Below are 23058 nucleotides of genomic sequence, written 5' to 3'. Positions count from 1 at the left end.
TCACCCCTCAGGATAATTGCAACCCAACCAATCGGTGACTCCTATGACAAAACTCATTCACTCCGGTTTCTTTCTCTTTGCGATCTTTCTTTTCCTATGGCCTGAACATGTGCTGGGTCAGGAACCGCTGATTCCGCCGCTTTCCCCCCCCGCGATTCTCCCGCCGGATCCGCCTGACCCGGACACATTGCCGCCACCGCCGCAACTGCAGTGGGAATCGCTCACGCCCAAGGGCGGGGACGACATAAGCGGCGGGAGTGTGGAGGCAGTCATTCCGCCAGAACAATTGGAAACGCCAATCGCTCCGCCGCCGCCGCCGGTGACTGAAATTCCGCTTCCAGCACCTGACCCGGCGGAATTGGTTTTGGCTCAGCCTAGTGTTGAAGTGTGGCGCGCCGGCTCGGAGTCGCCGCAAGTCCCGCCGCGCCAATTCAACAAGTTGGACGTGGCCTATGTGACGGGCACCGAGCCGGTATGGTTGCGCGTCCAATTCGACCCGGCTGCGGCCGGTAAGACGGTTTACGTCAAGCCGAGCCGGGGGATCACGCTCAATCCTCCGATGTCGCAGATGACCATTTCAGGAACCGGCGAATGCCTCTTCCTCGCGCAGGTCCCTGAAGATTTCACGCGGAGCCACATCATTTTTTACTGCGAGGGAATCAAGACGGTCCTGCCGGTGGTGCGCGCGTCGCTCGAGAAAGTGGAAGAAATGGAAGGGGCAAGCCTGCCATGAGAGCCCAATTTGGTCTTGCTTTGATGTTGAGCGTCTTCGTCGTGAGTCAAAATGTGCTGACCGCCGAGGACAATCCATCGGGAAATGCGGGAGCGCTCAAAGGGCAGATTGAAACCGGAGGCAGTTATGACGCTCATAGCGGCAACGCCACCCGAGTAGTAAACGATCTCCACGTTCCCGGCGCCTTGGGCGAATATGGGCTCGATTTCACCCGCTACTGGAATTCGACCCACAATGATTATGACAACGATGATGCCGATTGGCCCCTGGACTTCGGCATGTCCGGTTGGTCGCATTCCTGGAAATGGACCGCGGTCGAAGGCCAGGAAGGCGGGGTGCCGATCCCGGGCACAGACCATGAGACTCCCGTCCGAAAAACGTCTATTACCATTACGTTCCCGGATGGCCATACTTCGAAGTACCAGGTTATTCGCTGCGAACCTGCATCGTGGAACTGTAGCGGGCATCCTGGATCCAGTTCGCCTTACGGTCCGCCTTATTCGGGGGCAGAGATCACGGCGGCCTGGCCCAACGGCGGGCTTGGCGTTCATGACCACATCACCAAAATGGCCCCCGACGGCTCGGACTTCTGGCTGGCCCGCGCGGACGGGGGTTCGGTTCATTTCACTGGCGGGCCGGGAGTCTATAATGCAACCGAGGTGTACGACCCGCACGGTTTTCGCACCACCCTTCATTACGACGCGAATGGACATCTCGATCACGTGGACCAGGATGGCGGCCGATCCCTGTATCTGCATTGGGACTTTTACCCCGGTGGGGGCTGGGCAATTTCGGGTGTCGACACGGGCAATACCGCCGGCACCCAGCACGTAACCTACGCCTATACCATGGCGAGCGGCTTTTTCGTGCTGGCGACGGTGACTTATGAAAACGACCCGATGCCAGGCCAAACGGCCACCGCGTTCTACACCTACGGGAACTGTTATGGAGCTGGGACCGAGCCGTGCTCCATACTGACGGGAGAAGGCGCTCCCTTCCCTGTGCTGAAGCGCGCGGATGATCCGCATTTTGCCGGGCCCATGACAAAGATCAGTTATGACTACCGGGCAATGGCATGCCCGTCTCCGCCCCCGCCTCCGACCGGGCAGCCGGAGTTCTATCACGATTTTGTTCCAGCCCAACCATATGCCATCGCGGCGGAAAAAAGCGATAGAGGCGCCGTCGTGGTATCAGGATTTACCCTGAACTGTCTTACCGGCCAGCGTTTGGAATCAAATGGCCTGGGCGGTCAGCGTAAATTTTATTTCGGGCGGGGCGCGGGCACGACGCTGAATTGCCGCAGCTATCAACTGGGCAAGATGACCGATTTCACTCAGGGGTACCTGCCAGATCCCCAGGGCGAGAACTGTGCGCCCGGGGTCCCTTGCGACAGGCAAAACTATAATGGCGACGGCCAGCCGGCTCAGATTTGGGATGGACGAAATAACCGCACCTGGCAGTACTCCACGACCGGGGACGACAGCGGCCAGCCGGGCCGGATTGATTATGAGGGGGGCGGCAGTTGCACCTATGACCGGATTAACGTTATCGGCACGGCGACCCTCGACGCCACCTGCATGAATAACGATTACAATCATTGGCTCTTCCAGAAGAACGAATTTGGGAAAGCCACCACTTACACGCGGGATTCGCGCCGGCGGGTGACACAGATTTCCTACTACAACGGCCCGGCCCAGGGAAATCCAGCCGCGGTGGAAAGTTTTACTTACAATCTGTGGAACCAGGTCGAAACCCATACGTTGCCCAGCGGCGCCGTTCAGCATTATGAGTACGACGCGTATCACCGGCTCCAGAAGGAATACAACTCCGTCGACAATCCGACGGGTTCAGGCCCGGACTACACGTTCTACACCTACTATGGCCGCACGAATAATCACCCGGAATGGACCGATCTGGTGGCGACCGTGACTGACGGCCGGGCCCGGGCCAACGGCACATTTACGGTCACAAAGACTTACAACGGCCGGCAACAGGTGATCAGCGAAGAATACCCTTCTACCGACGGCGGCGTGTCGCATCCAACCGTCCGCTACGAGTACGACAAGTACGGCAATCGCACCGCCGTTATCAACGAGGTGGGACACCGGAAGGATTTCATCTTTGATATCTACCGGCGCTGCCTGTCCGCCACGGAGCAGGTCGGTTCCAGCACGGAGTGCAATGGCGTCCAGGTCCGCCGGACGGACTGGATTTATGATCGGGTGATTGAAGGCGACACCCAGCCGACTCGTTCCGCCTTCGCCCATACTTCGAAGGAATGGCGCATCCAGATCGAGCCCGCCTTTGACGCCACGGGCCGGCGCCGTGCGACCTCGCGGACCTTCGACGTCAACAACCGGATTCTCTCAGAGCAAACGGGTCTGATTCAATTACCCACCGAAGCGCTGGGGATCTTGCACCCGGGCGATGACACCGAGACGCACCGGATTACTTACGATGAAAATGGCCAGAAGAAGACGTCGACCGATCCGCGCGGACGCGTGACCACGTACGGGTACGACGTCCGCAACCGGCTGGAGACGACGACAGAGCCGAAGCGGGAGGACCAGCCGGATTTTCCAGTCACCCGGTTCCAATACGACGTGGCGGGAAACAAGATGAGGGTGACCTTCCCCGACCTGAAAACACAACATTGGGAAAACTACGATGCCTTTGGCCAGCCGGGGCAGTTCTTCGACGAACTGGAACAACGGACCGATCTGACCTACCAGTGGGGGCCGATGAAAAAGCTCGATACGGTCACGACTTTTCGGCAACCCGGCGGTGGAGACCCGCAATTGACCAATTTCGACTACGACGGTTTGGGCCGACTGACCAAAACAACGTTCCCCGACACCAGCACCGAAGTGAGCACGTATGAATTCGGACAGCTGAAAACCTACAAGACGCGGCGCGGCCAGACGAAAATTGTCGATCTTTACGACGCCCGGGGACGGGAGTTGCACCATTCCTGGTTCGACATCCACAATAACCCAGACCCCGCCACTTCGGCGATCGTGCAGAACTGGGACAACGCGGGGCGGATGACAAACATTTCGAACAAATTTTCCCTCATCGAGTACACGTATGACGAAGCCGGAGGGGTGCGGACGGAACGCACGACCGTGGCGGGAAGCGGCGGATCGAATGAAGTTCGCTATTGCCGGTATCCCAGCGGGGAAGTGTCGCGAATTACCTATCCCAATGGAACGCTGGTGGATCGCTTTTACACGGCGCGGGGGCAACTCCAGAGCGTGGGCTGGGGTGTCGGGGCCACCAGCTACGTTTATTGGCCGGACGGCAGAGTGCATTATCAGGCCCGGACCAATAACGTCACGACCAGCTATGAGTATGATGGACGAGGAATGATCAGCTCGGTCCGGCACAGGAAGGAGGTCGACGTATTGAATCCGACGGCATACGATCTCGCTTTTCGAGAGTATTGGCGGGACAACCGGGATCGAATCGTGGCTTGGAAGCGGGGGTTCGACGCCACTCACAACCCGATGGAGAACGGGCGGGGAAACCGTTACAAGTACTATGACGACGGGCAACTGGAGAGAGCGTGGTATCGGGCGGAAAATCCTGAGACGGAGAATCCGGGAACTCCGGCGCGGGGCGATCATTTCTATTATGACGGGATGGGGAACCGGGTGGGTTGGAACGAGGTGGCGAGCCGGGGACTGATGCTGTTCCAGGGCAAGAACAACGGGCTCAATCAATATTTCAGCTGGGAGAACAGCCATCCGCCCGGGGAGCCGGGGCACTGGGGGACTACGACAAATTACGACGACGACGTGGGCGGGGAGTGGGGTGCGCCGGGGGCGGCCAATGGAGTGCTCATGCAGGATGGATATATCACGGCGGGTTATAACGCGCTGAACCAGCCGATCAAGATGTGGGGCAAATCCTACTTCATTACCGATTGGATGTGGTTTGGGTATGATCCGCTGGGGCGACTGGTGAAGCGGTGGAAGAGCGCTTCGGGCGATCCGAACACGACCAGCGCCACGTTCTTTTACTACGACGGCTCGGACCTGGTGCAGGAAGGGCCGGCGGCGCCGTTCGTGGATCGCGTCTATGTGCATGGGGGACGGATTGATGAGATCGTGGCGAGTCAGGTGAACGGGGTTTGGTATAACCATCATTACGACGCGCAGGGCAGTTGCATTCTGCTGAGCAACACCAGCGGCGGAATCGAGCAGCAGTACGACTACGATGCGTTTGGGTTCCCTTATTTCTACACGGCGAGCGGAGGCAAAGTCGGCAGCCTGAAAACGCGGTTTCTGTTTACCGGCCGGGAATGGATCAACGACATGCGGATCTACGATTTCCGCGCTCGGATGTATCAGCCCGAGCTGGGCCGCTTCCTCCAGCCCGATCCGGTGGAGTTTGCAGCCAGCGACTACAACCTCTATCGGTATTGCCACAATGACCCTGTGAACAAGAACGATCCGACGGGGTTACGGTCAGAGCTAATCGGTGAATTAAGTAGAACCTTTCAGTGGAAAATAAGTTGTTTCTTCGATGGCGGGAACGTTTATCAAGGCTCGTTTGGAGAATTCATGAATCCGGGACACAACCTTGCATCGCTCGATTCACACGGAACATCGAGGACGATATCGAGATCCGACTTGGAACGAGAAATGAGCCCTTCGGCTCCCCTTTCAAATGAGGCCAAGGCGAATTTAGATCGTGGATGTATCGGATTAACTTCGGAGTACCAAGGACTGCACCAGAAGTTTCCTGAGGATGCTCCTGGAACTAAAGCCTATCTTTCCGAGGACCAAGCCCGCAAACGAGATGTGGGGGCCGGGAAAGCGAACTTTGTATTCGCAAAACAAGCTGAATGGGCAAGGGGTGAGCCGACACCAGACAAGAAGACAGGAGAAGTTCCGTTGAAGTCTGTTATAGGCCGGGGGGGTCACTTCAATTATGTGACCAGTTTTGCAAGCACACACAGTTATGCCTGGATGAATAACGGAGCGTCGCCTATTCGACCTCAGACCGCTACAATAGCGCCGGCTCCGCCTCCATCTCCATATTGGCATACTGTGTGGTATTCTACGCCCAGGGACTATTGAGGATTGACGATTATGAAACAGTTCGCTTCGTGTCTGATACTTCTGATAGCATTTGAGTCGCACTGTTTTGGCGAGACGAGACGCGGGGAGTCTGACATGAATGAGTTTGCCTCGAAATATAAACTGGCGTCTTCGGAAAAGGAGCGAATGCAGCTGTGCATCGAAGCCATTGATTTGGGACTCGTTTACCGGGGTGGCTCTATAAGGGATTTTGACTCTCTTTTTGGGACACGTCTCAGCGCGAACATTCCGGCTAAAGGCAAGTCGGTCGAAAAGGGATGTCTGTTTTTTGTCGATAACCCGCCTTCTCCTTCGGAGGATATTGCGGCGGTGATGACGGGATGGTATCTGGTTGTAGAGTTCGATTCCGGCGGGATGATTCAGAATTACTTCCTCAGTAATCTGCATAAGTAAATGGCGAGGCGGGAATCCTGAGAGGGTCAGTCTTTTTTTTGCATTTTTTGGCAATTGGAGAGAGCGTGGTATCGCGCGGAAAATCCTGACACGGAGAATCCGGGGACTCCGGCTCGGGGCGATCATTTCTATTACGACGCGCTGGGGAACCGGGTGGGCTGGAACGAGTTGGCGAGCCGGGGACCGATGCTGTTTCAAGGCAAGACCAACGGGCTCAACCAATATTTCAGCTGGGAGAACGGCTATGACGGGCCGGCGCAGCACTGGGGGACCACGACCAATTACGACGACGACGTGGGCGGGGAGTGGGGTGCGCCGGGAGCGGCCAATGGAGTGCTCATGCAGGATGGTTATATCACGGCGGGTTATAACGCGCTGAACCAGCCGATAAAGATGTGGGGCAAATCTTACTTCAGTGCCGATTGGATGTGGTTTGGGTATGATCCGCTGGGGCGACTGGTCAAGCGGTGGAAGAGCTCTTCGGGCGATCCGAACACGACCAGCGCCACGTTCTTTTACTACGACGGCTCAAGCCTGGTGCAGGAAGGGCCGGCGGCGGCGTTCGTGGATCGCGTCTATGTGCATGGGGGACGGATCGATGAGATCGTGGCGAGCCAGGTGAGCGGGGTTTGGTATAACCATCATTACGATGCGCAGGGCAGTTGCATTCTGCTGAGCAACGACAGCGGCGGGATCGAGCAGCAGTACGACTACGACGCGTTTGGATTCCCGTATTTCTACACGGGGAGCGGAGGGAAGGCCGGCAGCCCGAAGACACGGTTTCTGTTCACCGGCCGGGAATGGATTGTTGACATGCGGATTTACGATTTCCGGGCCCGGATGTATCAGCCCGAGCTGGGCCGCTTCCTCCAGCCCGATCCGGTGGAGTTTGCGGCGAGCGATTACAATCTGTATCGGTATTGCCACAATGACCCTGTGAACAGTAGCGATCCGATGGGGCTGCGAGAACAACTAGCCGGGGAAATCATGAGAGACAGTATGTGGGATTTCGCATGCCGAATGGATAGTGGGGACAGCTTTCAAGGTGAGTACAGCGCTTTCCCGAATGGACATGATCATACCGCGATGGGCAACGGCGACGGCGGCAGTGGTGGAGGAGGCGACGGTGGCCGTCGGTATTCATTCGCGCAGGTCTCACAGAGCAACGGTGCCGACGAAGCTACTATCCAAAAGAGCAGACGGATTCTCGCTCAACAAACAAAGGAGGGAGAGGACTCAACGGGCGCGATTGTTGACGGCAAGCCAGTCCCCGGTGACACGATCAGAGGAAAACAGGTTCCATATAGGTTTGGAAAACCGGTTTACGCCGCGTCTGGTAATTCTGTTTTGGTACTTAGAAAAGTCGACCACTACGAAGAGCCCCCAGTGCCCAGTCGCCCAGACGCCTTATCCCATTATCACTCACGAACTGGGTTCAACTCTCACGGAGTCTCGGTCGCTGAACCGACGCCTCTCGACATGAGGGCGTTAACAAAAACTGGATTCATGCTTTTTTCCAACCCAAACCTGAAAGCACAAGGTGCTTACCGAATTTATCGAGATGGCGTCCCCGGTTACGTAACTCGTCATGACCTTTACGATCCCTAAGCGACATGCGTATATGACCAGAACTACAACCATTTTTTGCGCTTTGTTGGCATCGACCTGTTGGTTGGTGACGCCACAACTCCGGGGAGGCGATCTTCTTTTCGAGGAGGGCTCCAAGAGTTATCACATGGAGGGAGATTTAGGGGAAGCATTCCGCCGGGAGTTCGAGCCACGTATGTTTACTCAGGCGACCTGGCGTCAAAGATTTTACAGAAACTTCAGCTTTGGCGACGACGAGACGCTTGAATTCTACGTCCGAAGCGATGGCTCGCGATGGTTGAGCTTTCGGCGGGCCACTCCTTCACTGACGCAGGCAATACTCGATCGTTATTGGTCTGGCGAGGAATTCGACTTGAAGAAGCGATTGGATTCTTCCCGCATCGTAGCCTGCGAAGCAAAGCTGCCTGCGGACATTGCAAATCAGATCGAGGCGCTCTGGCAAACGATGGTGCCGGGAGTGCCCAAGGAACCAGAGCGAAAAACGTTTGGCTCAACAATGCCCGGAGTAATCTACGCCTTGAAGAAAAATGGCGACTCGCCTGAGATCGGGGTCATGGCATTTGGCGCCTACCACACTCCAGCTTATGAAGAGTTTATTAAGATCGTGGATGACCTAATCGCTCTGTGCGAGCGGCCAGCTGCCCGGGCGCGCCTTCTACGGAAATTGCCTCCAAAGATACGACATCTAACTGAGCGATTGCGCGCCAAGTAGTCAAACACAGGAAAAATACAAAAGGGGTCAGTGCACCACGGCGAATTCGTCTGGCGCAAATCTGTGAATCACGTCAAATCGGCTGGGATGACGCGGGCCGGATGACAAACATCTCAAACAGCTTCTCCATTATCGAATACACGTATGACGACGCGGGAGGAGAGCACGACCGTGGCGGGAAGCGGCGGATTGAATGAAGTTCGCTATTGCCGGTATCCCAGCGGGGAAGTGTCGCGAATTACTTATCCCAAGAGCGGCGAAATAGGAGGTCAGTCCTTTTTTCTTGCATTTTCAGGCAGCCGGAGAGAAAGCGGAGTGCTCTCTTCCCGCAGCCGGAAGGATTCATTACTCCGGCAAGAACTTTCTCAGTTTTTCTTAATTAGATCCGCGCCCCTTTGCGCTTTCCAACGGCGAGGTCGATCGGCAGAATCGCTCAGGCGCATCCCTCATGAAGGCGATTCATACACCCCTGGAAGCTCCTCCTGAGGAATCGGCCGCTACGGGAGCGTTGGCGTGCAGTCATGCCCGGGCCATGCGCGCGGAAGCGAAGGGCCATTATTCGCGCCTGTTTGAGAAGCCCGCTACCCCTCTAACCCGAGAGGATGAAGGTAAGCTAGTCGAGCTGGGCAGCGCGATGCGTTATGAAAAAGAGCGGGAAGGCACACTGACCCCGCGGGTGGGCTACACTTATTTCGGACAATTTCTCGGGCACGACCTGACGCACGATCCAACCCCGTTGGCCGGGCCTTATCTTGACCCGGAGGAAACGCCGAATTTTCGAACCGCCTCGTTCGATCTGGACCATGTTTACGGGCAAGGCCCCGAAGGATCGCCCTACCTTTACGAAGGGGAACCAGGCGCGGAAACATTCAAGATCGGCGCTACGACGCCGACCGGGTACCAGCGCGATCTGCCGATCAGGCACGGAAGAATCCTGATCGGCGACATGGAAGACACGCGCAATCTCGACAATCTTATTCTGAGGCAACTGCACGTTCTCTTTTTGAAGTTTCACAACGAGGCGATCAGACAGCTAAGCGACAGCGCTTCTTCGATATCGGCAATTAACGGCTCTGTATCTGGCTCGCTCTTCGAGCGCGCCCAACGGCTGGTTCGCTGGCACTACCAATGGATCATTCGCCATGATTACCTGCCGCGCATTCTGCACAATGATGTCTGGCATTCTCAGGAGCAACGCACGCCTCGCAAACCGGAGTGTGGCTTCTCCGTGCCTATTGAGTTCTCGCTGGCGGCATTCCGCTTCGGCCATAGCATGGTGCGCAATGCCTACCGGCTCAATTGCCGGAGGAAGCGCGTGCTGATCGGCGAACTGATGGCGCTCGGCCAAGAAGCCTCCCCGATTCCGGACGATTATCTCGTCGAATGGGGAACATTTTTGGACGGTTTACCCGCCTCCGGCCCGCAAGCGTCCAGCAATTACATCGATACGTCCCTGAGCGCCGCGATGCATGGTTTGGCCCCCGGGACTATTCGCCTTGCCAATCGTCTGGAGACGCCGGACCCGCCGAATTTGCCGGTGCGAACGCTTCTGCGCGGCGCCCGCGCCCAATTGCCCTCGGGACCGGAAGCAGCGGCGGAATTGGTAAGGCAGGGCAGAATCAACTCCGAGGATCAGCTGACCGAGCTCCAACTGAACAAAGACACCTGCGATCGGACCGGGAGCGTCCTGCGCAAACATCGGCTGGCACAAAACGCGCCGCTTTTTTATTACATCCTGAAGGAAGCGGAACTGAAGGGGCGCGGCGTTACCCTGGGGCCGGTGGGGAGTCACATTACTTTTGACGTGATCCAAAGCGCGCTCGAGGCAGACCCTGAGAGTTATCTATCAGTCGCAGGCCCGAAATGGGAAATGCCGCGATGGCGGTTTCCGAATGGATCACAACGACCCCTCAACTCGCTTATCGGAATTGTTCAACTCGTCGGCAACGACCAACTTCTCCCAGAATGTGAAGCGCAGTGGCGACGGTACCAATTTCTTCCCGAGCCCGCGTAACGGCCGCCAACCGGCGGCGGTTGCTGGCTGGAGTGGAGCGGGCCGCATATAAATCAGGCGGAGGCTCGCCGCTGGCGAAATTGTGTGGCGCGGGAGTCGATTTTGGGTGGGGCGAGGTGGAGCGATCAGCAGGGGACCATCTTCTCCAGACGTCGGCGAGAGCGCGGCGAAGTTTGCGGCGTTACCTCCACGCGAAGTTGGAATGGATCACCCGGCCGTGCCTGGAACTGGAATGGGAGAGCTTCGCGCTCGCAGTCAATTCGCTCGGCCTCGCGCCCGGGTCGGACCATGCAACCCTTGAGCGGATGTTCTTGCGAGACCGGCCTGGTTATCGTCTCTGCCAATTGTTCCAGAAGTTTCCTCTCCTCGAGGATCTCTGGTCCCTCTCGATTTCCCAATGGCGAAACCAGATCGACGAAATCCTCGGCCGTGCTGCGGCCGACGCCCAGGCACTCTCGCGCAGTTTTTTTGACGGACGGCCCTGGAAACGGATCGAAGACCTGCGGCTCGGACTATCCGATCCTCACGAGGGTGGGCGGTCCGTTGCCCTCGTCGAATTTGACGCCGGACGCCTGATTCATAAGCCGCGCTCCGGCGCAAGTGAAGTGGCCTGGTTTTCGTTGTTGGAATCGATGAACCGCCAGGGCTTTCGGCCCCCGCTCCGGATCGCGCGCGTTCTCGTGGGCGAGCGTTACTGCTGGATGGAATATGTCGAGAACGCCTCGTGCGAAAGCGAAGCAGCCGTCCGGCGGTTTTATGAACGCCTGGGAGGAATTATCGCGGCCGCGTATTTGCTCAAGGGCGTCGATTGTCATCGACAAAACCTCATCGCCGCCGGCGAACACCCCGTGCTCGTGGACATCGACGCACTCTGGCAGGTAGCGCCCCACACCGAAACGCAAAGCTTCGCCGACGTCCTTTACCGCACCGGTTTCTTTCCCAATCCAAAACGGAAGAGCTTGCAGAGTCGGAGCAGCGTCCTGGGCCCGGCGACCAACGGAGCGCATCTGGCACGGATCGCAGGCAAGCCGGTGATCGCGGCTGATTATGAGCGCGAGATAGTTCGGGGTTTTAAGCGAGGCTGGCATCGGCTTATCGGAACCCCGACGCGCCGGGCGACGTTTTTAAGAAAAGTGCGGCGCCTCCGCGGCCAGCCTCGACGCTGGATTTATCTCGCGACGGAGAAATACGCTGCGATCAGGCAGGCCTCCATCGGACCAGCGGCGCTGCGGTCAGCGGCAGCGCGCAACGCGCTCATCACGGAGGCTTGCCGGCGCAAGAGCGCAGACCACGCTGTGGTGCGGGCGGAAATCGAAGCTTTGCGGCAGCTCGACCTTCCTTACTTCGTGCGAACGACTAACGAATCAATGCCGGCCGATCCCCAAGTCGCTCCGCCGGAATTGATTCAGGCGATTCGGGACGCGCTCCGTTGGGGTGCGTCAGGCGTCCCGAAAAAACCCTAGCTCCTCCAGGGAAAATAAGTGCAGGTCTGATAGTCTTCCGCGTTCCGCAGTTCAGCCTCGCCGTTTTGCGGCGGAATGAAATCAGGAACCGCCAGAACGAGTTTCTTCATCCGCTGCTCGGGCGTAAGAAACTGAACCTCGAAGTCAGGAGCGAACTCAATTCCTGCCATTTCGCTCACCGCTTTTTTGGCGGACTCTGGCGAGACCAGACACCGATCGCGAAACTTGACATCCGACCCTGCGAGAGTCAGCACGGAGGTCAGACGATCGAGTTTTTCGTCGTTGGTCATTTCGTCCCATTTTTTCGTATCTGTATCGTTCATGTTGCTACTAATTGTCCTTAATTGCCCTTAACCGCATCTCCGCCACCTTGGCGGATATCTCCCCGGTAATTCGAATGAATTCCGGATCCGATCGAAGCGAATCGAAGCGCGGATCCAGGAGGAGGGAACGATAGTCGAGCCAGCCGAGATCGATCGCCTGGCGTAAATGTTGGTAAGATTTTTCGGAAAGATTTAGGCAAGCTTCGACAGCGGCGACCCGATACGCGGCGTCCGGATTCATCGGCTGGCGCGCCAGCATCGCCGCCTCTGCGGCCAGACAATCTTTTAGAAGAATCGTGGCCGCTTCATTTTCTCCAAGCTCTTGTTGGATTCGGCCCAGGGCGGATTGGTAGGTTACGGTTCCGTAAAATGATCCGCCTCCATTGGGATCTCCCAGGGCAAGCTTGCGGTAAAGCTCCTCGGCGGCCGGGAAGTTTCTGGCGAAGAATTCGATTTGGGCCGCAATCGCCGTCAGATCGCCAAGTTCATTGTGAGTTCCGAGACGAGTCCGAATGATTTCGCGGGCCGAATCAAAATGACTCTGAACAAGCTCCAGATGACATTTCCCGACCACGCCATCGGAAGATCCGGGCCGTAGTTCTATCTTTCGATTGTAGGCCCGGAGAGCCCGCTCATCGTCAGCAAGTTTTGTCCACGCATCGCCCGCCGGACCCTCGATGTCTCCGGGACTTTTGAACAACCTGGAGGCCAGTTTATACCAGCGCAGAGACTGATGCGGACTTCCTAGCGAGTCCAGAATCAGCCCGATTGACGTCATCGCAATCCCCTCCATTCCGCCAATTTCAAGAGTTCGAATTTGTTCTTCCAAGGCTTCGCGAAGCTTCCCCTCTTGAAGATAAACTCCAGCCAAAGCGCGGTGTGCATCCGCCAAGTCCGGAGAAAGCTGGAGAGCCTTGTTCGCTTCGGCTCTGCCGAGTTCCAGGAATCGTTGATCCGCAATATAATGGGTCCGGGTCGTGACCGCACTGGCAAGATAGGAGTGGGCCAGAGCTGAGTTAGGTTCCTCGCTGAGGGCTCTCTCGAACAAGGCTATGGCCCGGTCAGTGTCCGAAACCGTGTAGTGGGTCATCCATTCGCGGCCGGCGATCATCGCTTCCCGCGCGACATCGTTGCGCAATCCAGGATCGACTTTCGATTGCCGAATCTCCGACCAATCATTGGCGCTTAATACCGCGTAAATGTTCTGGCTCAATTGCCGGGTCTCGTTGGCCGGCTGTTCCGGTTCGGCTCCTTCTTCCCAAATTTTTACAAAGAGCGGATCCCCATTCGCTGCATCTAACAACCGAACAGAGAAGCGCTTCCTACCTTCAACAATTCGAACCGTGCCGGTCAGGACCGTCCGAGCCTTGCTCTCCTGGCCAGCAATTCGGACATCCTCCGGCGCATCCCACGTCCGCAGCGACCCCGGGGTCACCCGCGCCGGGCCGAATTTTTCGAGTTGCCCCTGCAAAAAAGCAGCGAACGCCTGTGACTCGGTTGAATCGCGCGCAACATTGTCGAGATCGAGAAAGGGCAGCACCACCACGGAACGCTGACTCAGCGCAGTCGCTCGCATGGCGGATTGCAGCCTGCTGGCCCGGATCTGCCAGACAAGGGACGCCACGCCGAGGAGACAGAAGGCGGCGACCAGAGCCGCCATCCAGCGATTGCGGCGAACCCAGCGCCGCGAATGGCGCCACAGGTTGCTCCGCCGCGCAGCGATTGGCCGATCGTCGAGCCATCTTTCCAAGTCTTCGGCCAGCTCGGCGGCGGATTGATAGCGATCGCCCGGTTCGCGTTCAAGACAGCGCGCGCAGATTGTTTCCAGGTCTCGATCCACGTGCGGCACGAACGTCCGCACTTTGGGTGCGGGATTGTCGGCCGACTGTTTCATGACCGCGAACGCATTTTCGCCCACGAAAGGAAGCCGGCCGGTGAGGAGCTCAAACAGGATCGCCCCGAGACTGTAGATATCCGCGGCGGGAGTCAGTTGCGCGGCGGGACCATCGGCCTGTTCCGGAGCGATGTAACCCGGCGTTCCGAAGCTGGCGAGCGACCGCGTGAGATAACTTGAGTTTGCCTCGCACCGGGCCAGGCCAAAATCGCTGACCAGCGGTTCACCCCGCTCGTCCAGAAGGATATTTCCCGGCTTGAGATCGCGATGCAAAACGCCCTTTTCGTGCGCGTACTGAACGGCATTCGCCACCTTCAAGAGCAGCTGGACGCTTTGGCGCGGATGCTGAAGCAGGGGACCGCGAGCCTGCAACAGGCTACCCGCAAGCGCGTACTTCATCGTGTAATACGGGAAGCCGTCTGCCGTCTCCCCGACCTGATAGATCGGGACAATGTTAGGATGGTCCAGGCGCGCGGCCGTTTCCGCTTCGCGACGAAAACGCGCGACCGCGTGGTCGGAATCGCCCTGGTAAGCCAGAACGCATTTCAAGGCGACGATGCGGTCGGAATGGGGCTCCCTTGCCTGGTAAACGACGCCCATTCCGCCCCGGGCGATTTCATCGAGAATCTCGTGGTCGGCAATCTGCCAATCGCCATTTCGCGACCTCACCGCGGCGAGCGCTTCCTTGAAAACTTCGCGGCCCGAAGAAGCTGTCTGCTCGCCGAGGGCGCCCCGCAGGAGACAATTCAGGCAAAGGCCATTCGTCAGGCGCGAAACGGACTGGCATTCGCTGCAAACTTCGGGTTCGGCCACAGCTGCAAACGAATCATTAGGGGAACCCTCTTGCATGAACTGTCAGCGTGGCTCGGCAGACAGAGTGGCACAGAGGTAGCGAATCTCGTCGTCCACGTTCGCCTCAGACCCGACGGTTTTCGCGACCTCCTCCCGCAAGAGCGCGCGGTAGCGAGTGCGAAAATGATGCAACAAACTTTTTACGGTCGGCTCAGGCACGCCAAGGGTGCGCGACAGGTCCTGGTAACAAATCTCAGCGCGTTCGCTGGCGAGGTACCCATGCAACACTTCATAGACCCGCCGCCGCCCCTTGCTTTCGCATTCCATCCTTAATCGTCGCAAAGCCTCTTCCGCGATCGCAGCGGCCCACCCGGCATCAAATAGTGCCTCGGGCGGGGAAGATTCCACGGTCGCCAGAGGGATGGATAACTGCGCAGGGGCCTCGGCCATCCATTTTTCCCACGAAACAAATTGGACTCCCCCGCCGCGTTTGTGACGCCCACGCTTAACCGCGGCATCGATCAAAAAATTCTGCAGAGACTTGAGCAGGAGAGAGCGAAACCGCCCGCGCTTCGGATCGGCCGATTGGAGAAGGTTACCTCCCAGGATCATGAGGAAGAAATCCTGCGTCAGGTCTTGCGCGTCCGGAGCGGCATATCCGCGGCGATAAATGTAGGTGAAAATCGGCCGCCAATAAATTTGGCAAAGCTTTGCCAGGGCTGGGTCGACCTCCGATCCCCCGTCCGGAAGGCCTCGATGGCGGATCAAACTCCATCGCGTCGTGACGAAGTGAGTAAGCGCCCCGGGACTTTCGTCAGCGCAATCAGCTTTCACGGACAAAGCGTGATTGGATCGAAATTCTTACTCAAGAATAAAATCAAGAAAAGTGCTCCCGCGCAGTTGGAGGAAACGTCAAAAACCATGCGTTTGATCATTTGCGGCATCACCCATTATAGAGTTCGAACCGAGGCCCGTCGGTTAGGTATCCTTGAGAACAGAGCGCGCTATTTCCAAACGTTTAGCCTCGACTCGTTCGTGCTGCTCAGTCGCCCGTTTCTCGAGCCCGGCGTAATCCAGGCGAGCCAGTTGCGGTATCTCTGGAGAGGCAACTTGGAGTGCCTGCCAGAGCGACCTCTTGCCCATGATCCCCAGGGCCAGCGCTTCCAGCGCCAGGAACAGTCCCATCTCGTCCTCGGAAGATTCGCTCACCGGCATTTTGGCGCGGGAAAGCTTCTCCATCAGCCACGCGCCGGCTTTGCGGACGGCGCTCTCCTCCGCGCCCACCGCCTGAATCAGCTCCCGCAGTTTCTCCTGGTCCTCGTGAATGTCGTTGCGCAACCCGGCAAAGAAAACGGCGAGCGGCTTTCCTTCATAAGTCTCAACCAGCCGATCCAGCAGCTCCAGCGCGCCCACCGAGCCCGCCAGGTGATCGTTGAGATAGCTGGAAAGGTTTTCCAAAGACGAATTCGAAGCAGCCGTTCTCGACGCGCGATCAGGGATGCAAAGGGGTGAAGACGCGATCGAAGACGTAATCAGCCACCCGGCGGCCCTGGGCGATCCCTTCCGTTTTGTCGAAGGACCAGTGAATGCCGAGGTAAATCCGGCTCTGTCCGTTTTCCTCTTCCGCCTGAGAAAAGGTGGAGAAACTCCGCGGCATATAGGGACGCATGATGCCGTCATTTCCCCGGGTAACTCCGTTGAACTCATCGGAAACGAAGGTAAACCCAACCCGATCCGTCGCGTAAAATCGGCGGAAAACCTGAAACAACGCGCCCCCGAAAGCGGCGTGGCCCGAAGGATAGGCCGGGAATGGAGGGGTGAAATTCGGTCCCGTCAGGTTGCTCGCAGGCGCTCCCAGCGGAGTGAAGGCGGGATCGCCGACGGTGGCCGGATTGTCGTCACCCAGGCCCTGCGGACCCGTGCCGGGATCCGACTCGCGAATCCCGGTGATCGGTCGCCAAAAATCCCAATAAAATTTCGACTCCCAGGCCGCCATTCCGGTGTCCGCCATGGCGACGTTGATCAAAGCCAGAAGCCGCGCCAGCCGGACAGTATCGAGCCGCTGCTGGTCGGCGATCTGGACTGCAATCTGGTTATAAAGTCTGGGCGGCGCGCAGAGGCTTGGCGTTCCGTCGTAAGCCCAGAAAAGGCCGGCGAAGGTTTGGTCCGCGGTGCGCGTCGTTGGGGTCACGATGCCGTCGCCACCGACCGACTTCACTTCGTTATAAGCGGCGGCATAAGCCGCGCTGGTCATCGCGGGCGGAGGCGGAGTCCGAAACTGGGTGGTGGCTTGCAGAACAAAAGGCGTGCAGTCCCCCCAATGCGCCCCGAGCGCAATTGGGATCTGGCTGATCGGATCCTGCCGCCAGTGGCCGGCCAGATCGCTTGTCTGGTAAGAACCCGGGCCACTGCCGAGGGGCGATTCGGCGGTCGCCGAGCCGTCGTTGGCGCGCATGGCGAGGATGGCCGTAGCCACCCGTTTTCCCGCGTCAATGCCGTTCTCCCTCTGCGGCCGGCTGCTGATCCGGAGAAGGTCTTCCGCCAGCAGCATGTCGAAGGCAGGTTTCTGCGACGGGAAAAGCGCCGAGAGCGTATCATGCGCCGCCTGGGCAATGGCTGCATCCATCGAGGCCGCGCCGCCCCGGGCGGTGATACCCGTGTAGCTTCTATAGCCGCCGGCGATGGCATTCACGGAATCAAAGATCGCGATATGGACGATCGCCATGGCGCGGCTAGCCCGGGCGGGCCCGAGCTGTTCGCCAAAATGGCGGGGATCCCCGGGAGCCACCGGAGTGTGGTCGAGTCCTGAAGCGTCGACGGCGATCTGGTTCCAGCGATGAAGGACATCGAGGCCTTGCATCGGCCCCTGCACCCGAAGCTCAAATGGGGTCGCGCCAAACTTCAGCCCGTAAAAATTGCGGAAGCTTTCCGCGTTTGCCGGGGCTGACGCTGCCAGCAAGGACAGAACGACGGCCGCCAGCGGCAGAGCGCTTTCTCGGAGCGCGCGGCTTGGTGAGAAGAAGAAACGAGAGAGATGGGAAATAATCATGAAGCGCCTTTTTCTGCGGAAAGGCTTAAACAGATTTGCCTCCGTTAGACAAGGAAAATACGACCCCGGGGGTCGACATCGGGGGTCCGCCGCCGGCAAACCACGACTTTCAAACTTACGGATTATCGGCCCATTTCCGATAGCCGAACACGCAAGTTACCGTGAAAGCCGCCGCGGCGTTTCGGTTCTAATCGCGCACGTCATAAGCGCGGATCCCGGCTGGTTGCGATCCTTTGTGGGGAACGGCGACAAAAAGCGTATCGAGTTCCGGCACGAACAGGCCGGTGCGCGCTCCTTCCGCCGTGTCAACGCCTGTTAAACGCTGGTAACTGTCCGGTCCGCTTTGCGCGATGACGTCGATCCTCCCCGCGCCGCAAATCGCATAAACGTGGTGCCGTTTGTTGTCGTAGAACAGGTCGTCGGAATCGCCCGCGATCTCCATCTTGCTGACGACTTCGCCGGAATCAGTGTTGAGCACGAGAAGTTTCGCGGGCGCGCGGCAGCCGACGAATAAACGATGGTTCGTTTCGTCCAGCGCCATCGGAAAATTCGAGGCGGCCCAATCTGTTCTCCACCTGGCGACGACTTTACGCTGATCGCGATCGAGCACCGCCACCTGGAGGCGACTGGGAACATTTACGAAAATGCGCGGCCCGTTCCTCTCAAACTGAAAGCTCTCCGGATGCGCGGGGAGACTGATGGCGCCGAGCTGCTTTCCCGCGGTCGGATCAATAATCGCAATACCGCCGCTGCCAAATCCGGCCAGGACCTGATGGGCAGCGGAGTCGTAACGAATGTTATCCGCATCATCCTTGAGGTCGACGGTTGCGAGAGGCTGAAACGATTTCGCATCGTAGATTGTGCACCGCCCGCCCTCATCGTTTGCGACCACGAGGCGATTGGAATCAGCTAGGTAAGCGACACCCTGCGGCGCGCCGAGACCCGTAATCGAACGCACCTTCTCCCCCTTGGCCAGGTCGATGACTTCAACGCTGTTGTTGCCCAACGCACAGACAAACAATCGTTTGCCCGAAGAATCGAAAGCGAGGTGGTCGATTCGGCCTTCCACTCCCGGCAGGTGAATTGTCCGGGCAAGTTTCAGCGGCGGTTCACTCCCCGCCAGTGCCGGCAACGCAAAAAGGAAAAGGACCGCGGAATAGGACCGGTGCAGTTTCAATTACCGGCCGAGCTCTTGGTGGCGCCAGACACCTGCGTTGCGGGAAGGGCGCCCTTGATCGAATTCGCGAGGTCTTTCGCCTTGCCGCGACCCCAGTAGTGGAAAAAGAGAATCCGCGGCCGCTCGTGAGTCATGTGCGAATGGATCGCCACGACATTTATGTTGGCCGCGCGGACCGCTTTCAAAGCCGGCTGCAGCTCATCCTCGGTCACGGCAAAATCTCCATCGACCACGGCGTTTTCATCGGTGCCGGCAAACGCCGCCCAGGTGTTGACGCCCATGTCTTTGTCCACCTTCACCCCATGCATCGTCGCCGGACGGCCGATGGTGAACTTCACCATCCCGTTGTTGCTGTCGCCGGCGACACCGAAAATGGTGTTGAGCGGCTCGGCCGTGATCGAGCTCTTCTCCGGCATTGCCCCAGCCGAGAACGAGTTTTTCGGCTGCGGACTGGCCGCACGGATCTCCTTTATCTTGTCATAAAGTTTCCGGACGGCGCCAGCCAGTTGCTCCGTCGTTCCCTCGCCCTCGACATGCATGAAATAAACTTTCGGGCTGTCGAAGAAGAAATGGTTATGCAGCGCGGTCACGCTTAACCCGTTGTCGAACGCGACCGACATCACGGCGTTGACTTCGTCTTCGAAGAGCACCGTATCGCCCATCACCATCGCGTCGGCATGAGCGCCTTTGGTAAACGCGGCCCACGTCCCGAGTCCCAGAAACGGCGGCATCTTCCAGCCGTCAATGTCAACGGGCACATCAGCTCGAGTAAAGGTGACACGATAAACGCCTTCCTTTTCGTTGAGCTTTCCCTTGAGGCCGGTCAGCTCATCGATCCGGGCGCCATTCAAATCCGCGGCGCTGGCCTCAGAGGCCGCGGCGAACGCGCCGATCGTTCCAACTATCACGATAAGGGCGACCGTGAGTTTCGTTTTCATCCATTGCTCCGCTGCGACCATATACCCGCCCCACCGTTCCTCAAGGGCGGTCAGTCGGACGAAAGTCGCCAGCCGAAGACGTCGCCTACGCGGCACCGCCATCGTAATAATCTTGTGGAGCGCCGTTTTTTCCCATTGCCTCTCCGAAATCGGCAATCGAAATTCGAAAATCGAAAATTCGACGTGTCTGTAGCTCAACCGGATAGAGCAGCTGACTTCGGATCAGCAGGTTGGGGGTTCGAATCCCTCCAGGCACGCTTCCGCGAACTTATTGGTGTTCTTAATTTTAACGACATGAGGCTCCCCGTACCTGAAAGTCGAGTTCCAAGGAGGTGAGCCCTTACTCAATTTTTTCCTAATTTAGTACGTTGTTAACGAGGTCAATCGACGCAATGACGGAAGGCACATTCAATTCGTAATCACCTCGAATCTAGCGCCGCTGACAGATGAGATGCTGAATTTTTGCTTTCAACATCGCGTTTTCTTTTCCACATCCCTTGACGGCCCTGCTGAGCTTCACAATCATAATCGACCACGCCCAACCCGTGACAGTCATCGTCTCGCCGTGGAAGGCATTCCGCGGGTTCGACGCCGCCTTGGCGACGACGCCGTGTCCGCCCTGATGACTTCGACCGTAGAAAGTTTAGAACAGCCTGAAGCTATTATCGATGAATACGTCGATCTGGGCTTCAGATCGAGCCCCCCTGATTCACCGACTTCTCAAGCTGCTGGCTTTTTTTTGCTTCGGGTTTTTCCGGCCGGTGAACAACAATACCAAAATATTCCAAGCCTGACCTTACCGTCCAGGTTCAGGAAACAACATCAAACCACTTGGATCAACAGTTGACGATGTGAAGCGACGCCTTCCTGGCTTCGCGCCTACGGTCGGCGTCCGCAACTTCTTACCTCCCTTGAATCGGAGTCTACCAGAACCCACCAGTACGCCGCTCCTCCGTCAAATACGTTCTGACTGATACGGTCCTTAAGCCATAATTCGGGAGCATCAGAATCGAGAGGCGTTGCGTCGATCAACATGTGCTTCCGTCCGCCGATAAGAAGTCCGAAGATTTGAAAACGACTTTGATCGATACGTTTCAGTGAAAATTCCATTCGCACGCCAGCGGCCGCCTTCGCGAGAATCTCGCGCTTACCGACTTCGCTCTTAACGAATGCCATTACCTCCAAAACCTGTGACCGACTTGGTGTCCACGCCCCCTCCGCTTCGGGAGGGAGCGATTGGCGTAATTGTAGGGTTAATTGCTGATCAGCCACGGCTATGGTAGGAGCAATCTCGGATAAAGCCTGCCCGTTCATTGTCTCGGCCAAAGCAAGCGCGGCGAGGCAAATCCACCGCCAAGTGAATCTCGGGCTAAGAACCGTAATATTCTTCAGTAGCGGTTTATTTTCTGGGCGTTTCACTTTCTTCAAGCCTCTTAACTTCCGTTTGAATTTTGATGGCATTTTGTTCATTTGGGGTTCGCTCATACTGCTCTTGGGTCATAGATTTCCTGTCGTCCGGCCTCGTGGCCGTACCACTGTCGATGTCTTGGCCGTGGCCTACAGCGTGTGCGACCTTTTCCGACATCGTTTTCGCGCCAGATCCGTCGACCCGGAGCGGGTCGATCTTCAGGATCGAACCCGTGCCTGTCCCATTCGTTGCTTTATCCATATTATCTGGTGTGGTCGCTTCGGCCCTACCATAAGGATCGCCGGTCATCATAGTGATGACGTGTAGATGGTCTTCTGACCTGGTTAACTGGCTAATCGCCGGCCCTCCTGATTCGGTTCTGCCTACATCATAGAGCGCAACAATTACTGATAGTTGAAAGAGTATAGGCGTTGACGGATCAATTTCTAGCTTCAATCCGGTTGGATCGGTCTTGTTTACTGGATCATTGTGGCAATAGCGGTAAAGGTTGTAATCGCCAGCTTCAAACTGCTTCGGATCGGGCTGAAGGAAGCGGCCTAGCTCAGGTTGATACAGGCGGTTGCGATAATCGTACAGTCGCAGGTCGCTTAAATATTCTCGGCCTGTAAACAGGAATCGGGTCTTGGGAACGCCTTTGCCTCCGGCGGAATTGTAAAAGTAAGGGAAGCCGAAGGCATCGTAATCAAACTGCGCCTGGATGCCACCGTTCGTCATGCTCTGGAGGATGCAGTTCCCTTGAGCGTCGTAATGGTTGTAATACCAAGTCCCGTCCACCTGGGTCGCTACGATCTCATCCACGCGAGCCCCGTGAACATACAGGCGAACCGATGCCGCTGCGTTCGGCCCTTCCTGGATGAGGTTCCACCCCTCGTAAAAGAAGAAAGTTGCGCCACCGCTATCGCGGAAGGGAATAGGGGTCAGTCCTTTTTCTTGCATTTCATTGTGCTTGACGAAACGAACGCCAGCCGGGGTGACTGGCCAAGTCTTTCATACAACCGCTCACCCGGCTGAGGTGGCCCTCGCTCCCCATCCCTAAACGCTCCGTCAACCAGCGCAAGGTCACGCTCGTTTCCTGGCGCACCCGCTGCGCAATGATGCGCTTTCGCCAATCACCCTTGCGAGCGCTCACGACCTCCCGCTCACTCATGCCCAGCCCCTCCAGCATCTCCATGATGATGCGCTCCGCATGCCGTTGGCCGTGATCCGGGTCGGCTTCTTCGCGCCGCAACTTCCTCGCCATCGCACCCCGCTTTCTCTCCGGTCGCCAGAAAATGCAAGAAAAAAGGACTGGGGTTGCATTAATTTGACGGACAGTGGGCTGAGGGTCAAAACCCAAAGGAGCCCACATGAAAACACAGTTATCGAAGCCAACTCGCAGGCCGGCGAGATATACCGAGCAATATAAGCAGGACGCACTGGAATTATGGC

General features: G+C 57.6%; 18 protein-coding genes and 1 tRNA gene. 9 read left to right on the top strand and 10 right to left on the bottom strand.

Annotated elements, in window-relative coordinates; genetic code table 11:
• Window positions 1-43 precede the first annotated feature (43 nt).
• The 7 genes from VJU77_11445 to VJU77_11415 all read left to right on the top strand — a co-directional run bounded on the left by VJU77_11445 (window position 44) and on the right by VJU77_11415 (window position 12028).
• Window positions 44-733: a hypothetical protein gene (locus VJU77_11445; protein ID HKP03957.1), complete on the top strand. Its 690-nt coding sequence runs from the start codon at window positions 44-46 to the stop codon at window positions 731-733.
• Window positions 730-5817, top strand: coding sequence for an RHS repeat-associated core domain-containing protein (locus VJU77_11440; GenBank protein HKP03956.1), 5088 nt, complete (start codon window positions 730-732; stop codon window positions 5815-5817). Before VJU77_11445 ends, VJU77_11440 begins: the two co-directional genes overlap by 4 nt.
• A 96-nt stretch (window positions 5818-5913) precedes the next feature.
• A complete protein-coding gene (locus VJU77_11435) occupies window positions 5914-6231 on the top strand; it encodes a hypothetical protein (protein HKP03955.1) in 318 nt (105 codons plus the stop codon).
• 54 nt (window positions 6232-6285) lie between these two features.
• Window positions 6286-7839: an RHS repeat-associated core domain-containing protein gene (locus VJU77_11430; protein ID HKP03954.1), complete on the top strand. Its 1554-nt coding sequence runs from the start codon at window positions 6286-6288 to the stop codon at window positions 7837-7839.
• Complete coding sequence (locus VJU77_11425) at window positions 7820-8551, top strand: hypothetical protein (protein HKP03953.1); 732 nt, start codon at window positions 7820-7822, stop codon at window positions 8549-8551. Before VJU77_11430 ends, VJU77_11425 begins: the two co-directional genes overlap by 20 nt.
• A 448-nt stretch (window positions 8552-8999) precedes the next feature.
• Window positions 9000-10565, top strand: coding sequence for a peroxidase family protein (locus VJU77_11420; protein ID HKP03952.1), 1566 nt, complete (start codon window positions 9000-9002; stop codon window positions 10563-10565).
• 116 nt (window positions 10566-10681) lie between these two features.
• Window positions 10682-12028 carry a type 2 lanthipeptide synthetase LanM gene (locus VJU77_11415; GenBank protein ID HKP03951.1) on the top strand — a complete coding sequence of 449 codons (1347 nt, stop codon included), beginning with the start codon at window positions 10682-10684 and terminating at the stop codon, window positions 12026-12028.
• Here VJU77_11415 and VJU77_11410 read toward each other — a convergent pair.
• The 7 genes from VJU77_11410 to VJU77_11380 all read right to left on the bottom strand — a co-directional run bounded on the left by VJU77_11410 (window position 12025) and on the right by VJU77_11380 (window position 20399).
• The gene (locus VJU77_11410; GenBank protein HKP03950.1) at window positions 12025-12351 is read right to left on the bottom strand and encodes a hypothetical protein; all 327 of its coding nucleotides are present in this window, start codon (window positions 12349-12351) and stop codon (window positions 12025-12027) included. The two genes, VJU77_11415 and VJU77_11410, sit on opposite strands and share 4 nt — an antisense overlap.
• A 7-nt stretch (window positions 12352-12358) precedes the next feature.
• Window positions 12359-15058, bottom strand: coding sequence for a protein kinase (locus VJU77_11405; GenBank protein HKP03949.1), 2700 nt, complete (start codon window positions 15056-15058; stop codon window positions 12359-12361).
• A 42-nt stretch (window positions 15059-15100) separates the two neighbouring features.
• Window positions 15101-15871 (bottom strand): hypothetical protein, encoded by a 771-nt coding sequence (locus tag VJU77_11400; protein ID HKP03948.1) that lies wholly within the window; start codon window positions 15869-15871, stop codon window positions 15101-15103.
• 144 nt (window positions 15872-16015) lie between these two features.
• Window positions 16016-16495, bottom strand: coding sequence for a hypothetical protein (locus tag VJU77_11395; protein ID HKP03947.1), 480 nt, complete (start codon window positions 16493-16495; stop codon window positions 16016-16018).
• Window positions 16496-16529: 34 nt separating this feature from the next.
• Window positions 16530-18086: a hypothetical protein gene (locus tag VJU77_11390; protein ID HKP03946.1), complete on the bottom strand. Its 1557-nt coding sequence runs from the start codon at window positions 18084-18086 to the stop codon at window positions 16530-16532.
• Window positions 18087-18273: 187 nt separating this feature from the next.
• Window positions 18274-19263 (bottom strand): hypothetical protein, encoded by a 990-nt coding sequence (locus VJU77_11385; protein ID HKP03945.1) that lies wholly within the window; start codon window positions 19261-19263, stop codon window positions 18274-18276.
• On the bottom strand, window positions 19260-20399 hold the full coding sequence (locus VJU77_11380) for a DUF1259 domain-containing protein (protein ID HKP03944.1): 1140 nt from the start codon (window positions 20397-20399) through the stop codon (window positions 19260-19262). Before VJU77_11380 ends, VJU77_11385 begins: the two co-directional genes overlap by 4 nt.
• Here VJU77_11380 and VJU77_11375 point away from each other — a divergent pair.
• Window positions 20385-20458 (top strand) — tRNA-Arg (locus VJU77_11375). The genes VJU77_11380 and VJU77_11375 overlap by 15 nt on opposite strands.
• Window positions 20459-20766: 308 nt before the next feature.
• A complete protein-coding gene (locus tag VJU77_11370; protein HKP03943.1) occupies window positions 20767-21048 on the top strand; it encodes a hypothetical protein in 282 nt (93 codons plus the stop codon).
• A gap of 32 nt (window positions 21049-21080) precedes the next feature.
• Here the strand turns inward: VJU77_11370 and VJU77_11365 are convergent, their stop codons facing one another.
• The 3 genes from VJU77_11365 to VJU77_11355 form a co-directional block, all read right to left on the bottom strand.
• Complete coding sequence (locus tag VJU77_11365) at window positions 21081-21629, bottom strand: hypothetical protein (GenBank protein ID HKP03942.1); 549 nt, start codon at window positions 21627-21629, stop codon at window positions 21081-21083.
• The gene (locus tag VJU77_11360; GenBank protein HKP03941.1) at window positions 21601-22566 is read right to left on the bottom strand and encodes an RHS repeat-associated core domain-containing protein; all 966 of its coding nucleotides are present in this window, start codon (window positions 22564-22566) and stop codon (window positions 21601-21603) included. The genes VJU77_11365 and VJU77_11360 overlap by 29 nt, the downstream gene beginning before the upstream one ends.
• Window position 22567: 1 nt before the next feature.
• The coding region (locus tag VJU77_11355) for a hypothetical protein (protein ID HKP03940.1) at window positions 22568-23058 on the bottom strand (491 nt) is incomplete at its 5' end.

The organism is Chthoniobacterales bacterium (genome assembly GCA_035274845.1).
In the GTDB taxonomy this organism is placed as follows: domain Bacteria; phylum Verrucomicrobiota; class Verrucomicrobiia; order Chthoniobacterales; family UBA10450; genus AV80.
The sequence above is the reverse complement of the archived record's forward strand: the minus strand, read 5'-3'. Positions and strand labels throughout refer to the sequence as shown.

Coding starts and splice junctions, on each gene's coding strand:
- VJU77_11445 (HKP03957.1), top strand. CDS start 44: ATGACAAAACTCATTCACTCCGGTTTCTTTCTCTTTGCGATCTTTCTT.
- VJU77_11440 (HKP03956.1), top strand. CDS start 730: ATGAGAGCCCAATTTGGTCTTGCTTTGATGTTGAGCGTCTTCGTCGTG.
- VJU77_11435 (HKP03955.1), top strand. CDS start 5,914: ATGAATGAGTTTGCCTCGAAATATAAACTGGCGTCTTCGGAAAAGGAG.
- VJU77_11425 (HKP03953.1), top strand. CDS start 7,820: ATGACCTTTACGATCCCTAAGCGACATGCGTATATGACCAGAACTACA.
- VJU77_11420 (HKP03952.1), top strand. CDS start 9,000: ATGAAGGCGATTCATACACCCCTGGAAGCTCCTCCTGAGGAATCGGCC.
- VJU77_11410 (HKP03950.1), bottom strand. CDS start 12,351: ATGAACGATACAGATACGAAAAAATGGGACGAAATGACCAACGACGAA.
- VJU77_11390 (HKP03946.1), bottom strand. CDS start 18,086: ATGATTATTTCCCATCTCTCTCGTTTCTTCTTCTCACCAAGCCGCGCG.
- VJU77_11360 (HKP03941.1), bottom strand. CDS start 22,566: ATGCAAGAAAAAGGACTGACCCCTATTCCCTTCCGCGATAGCGGTGGC.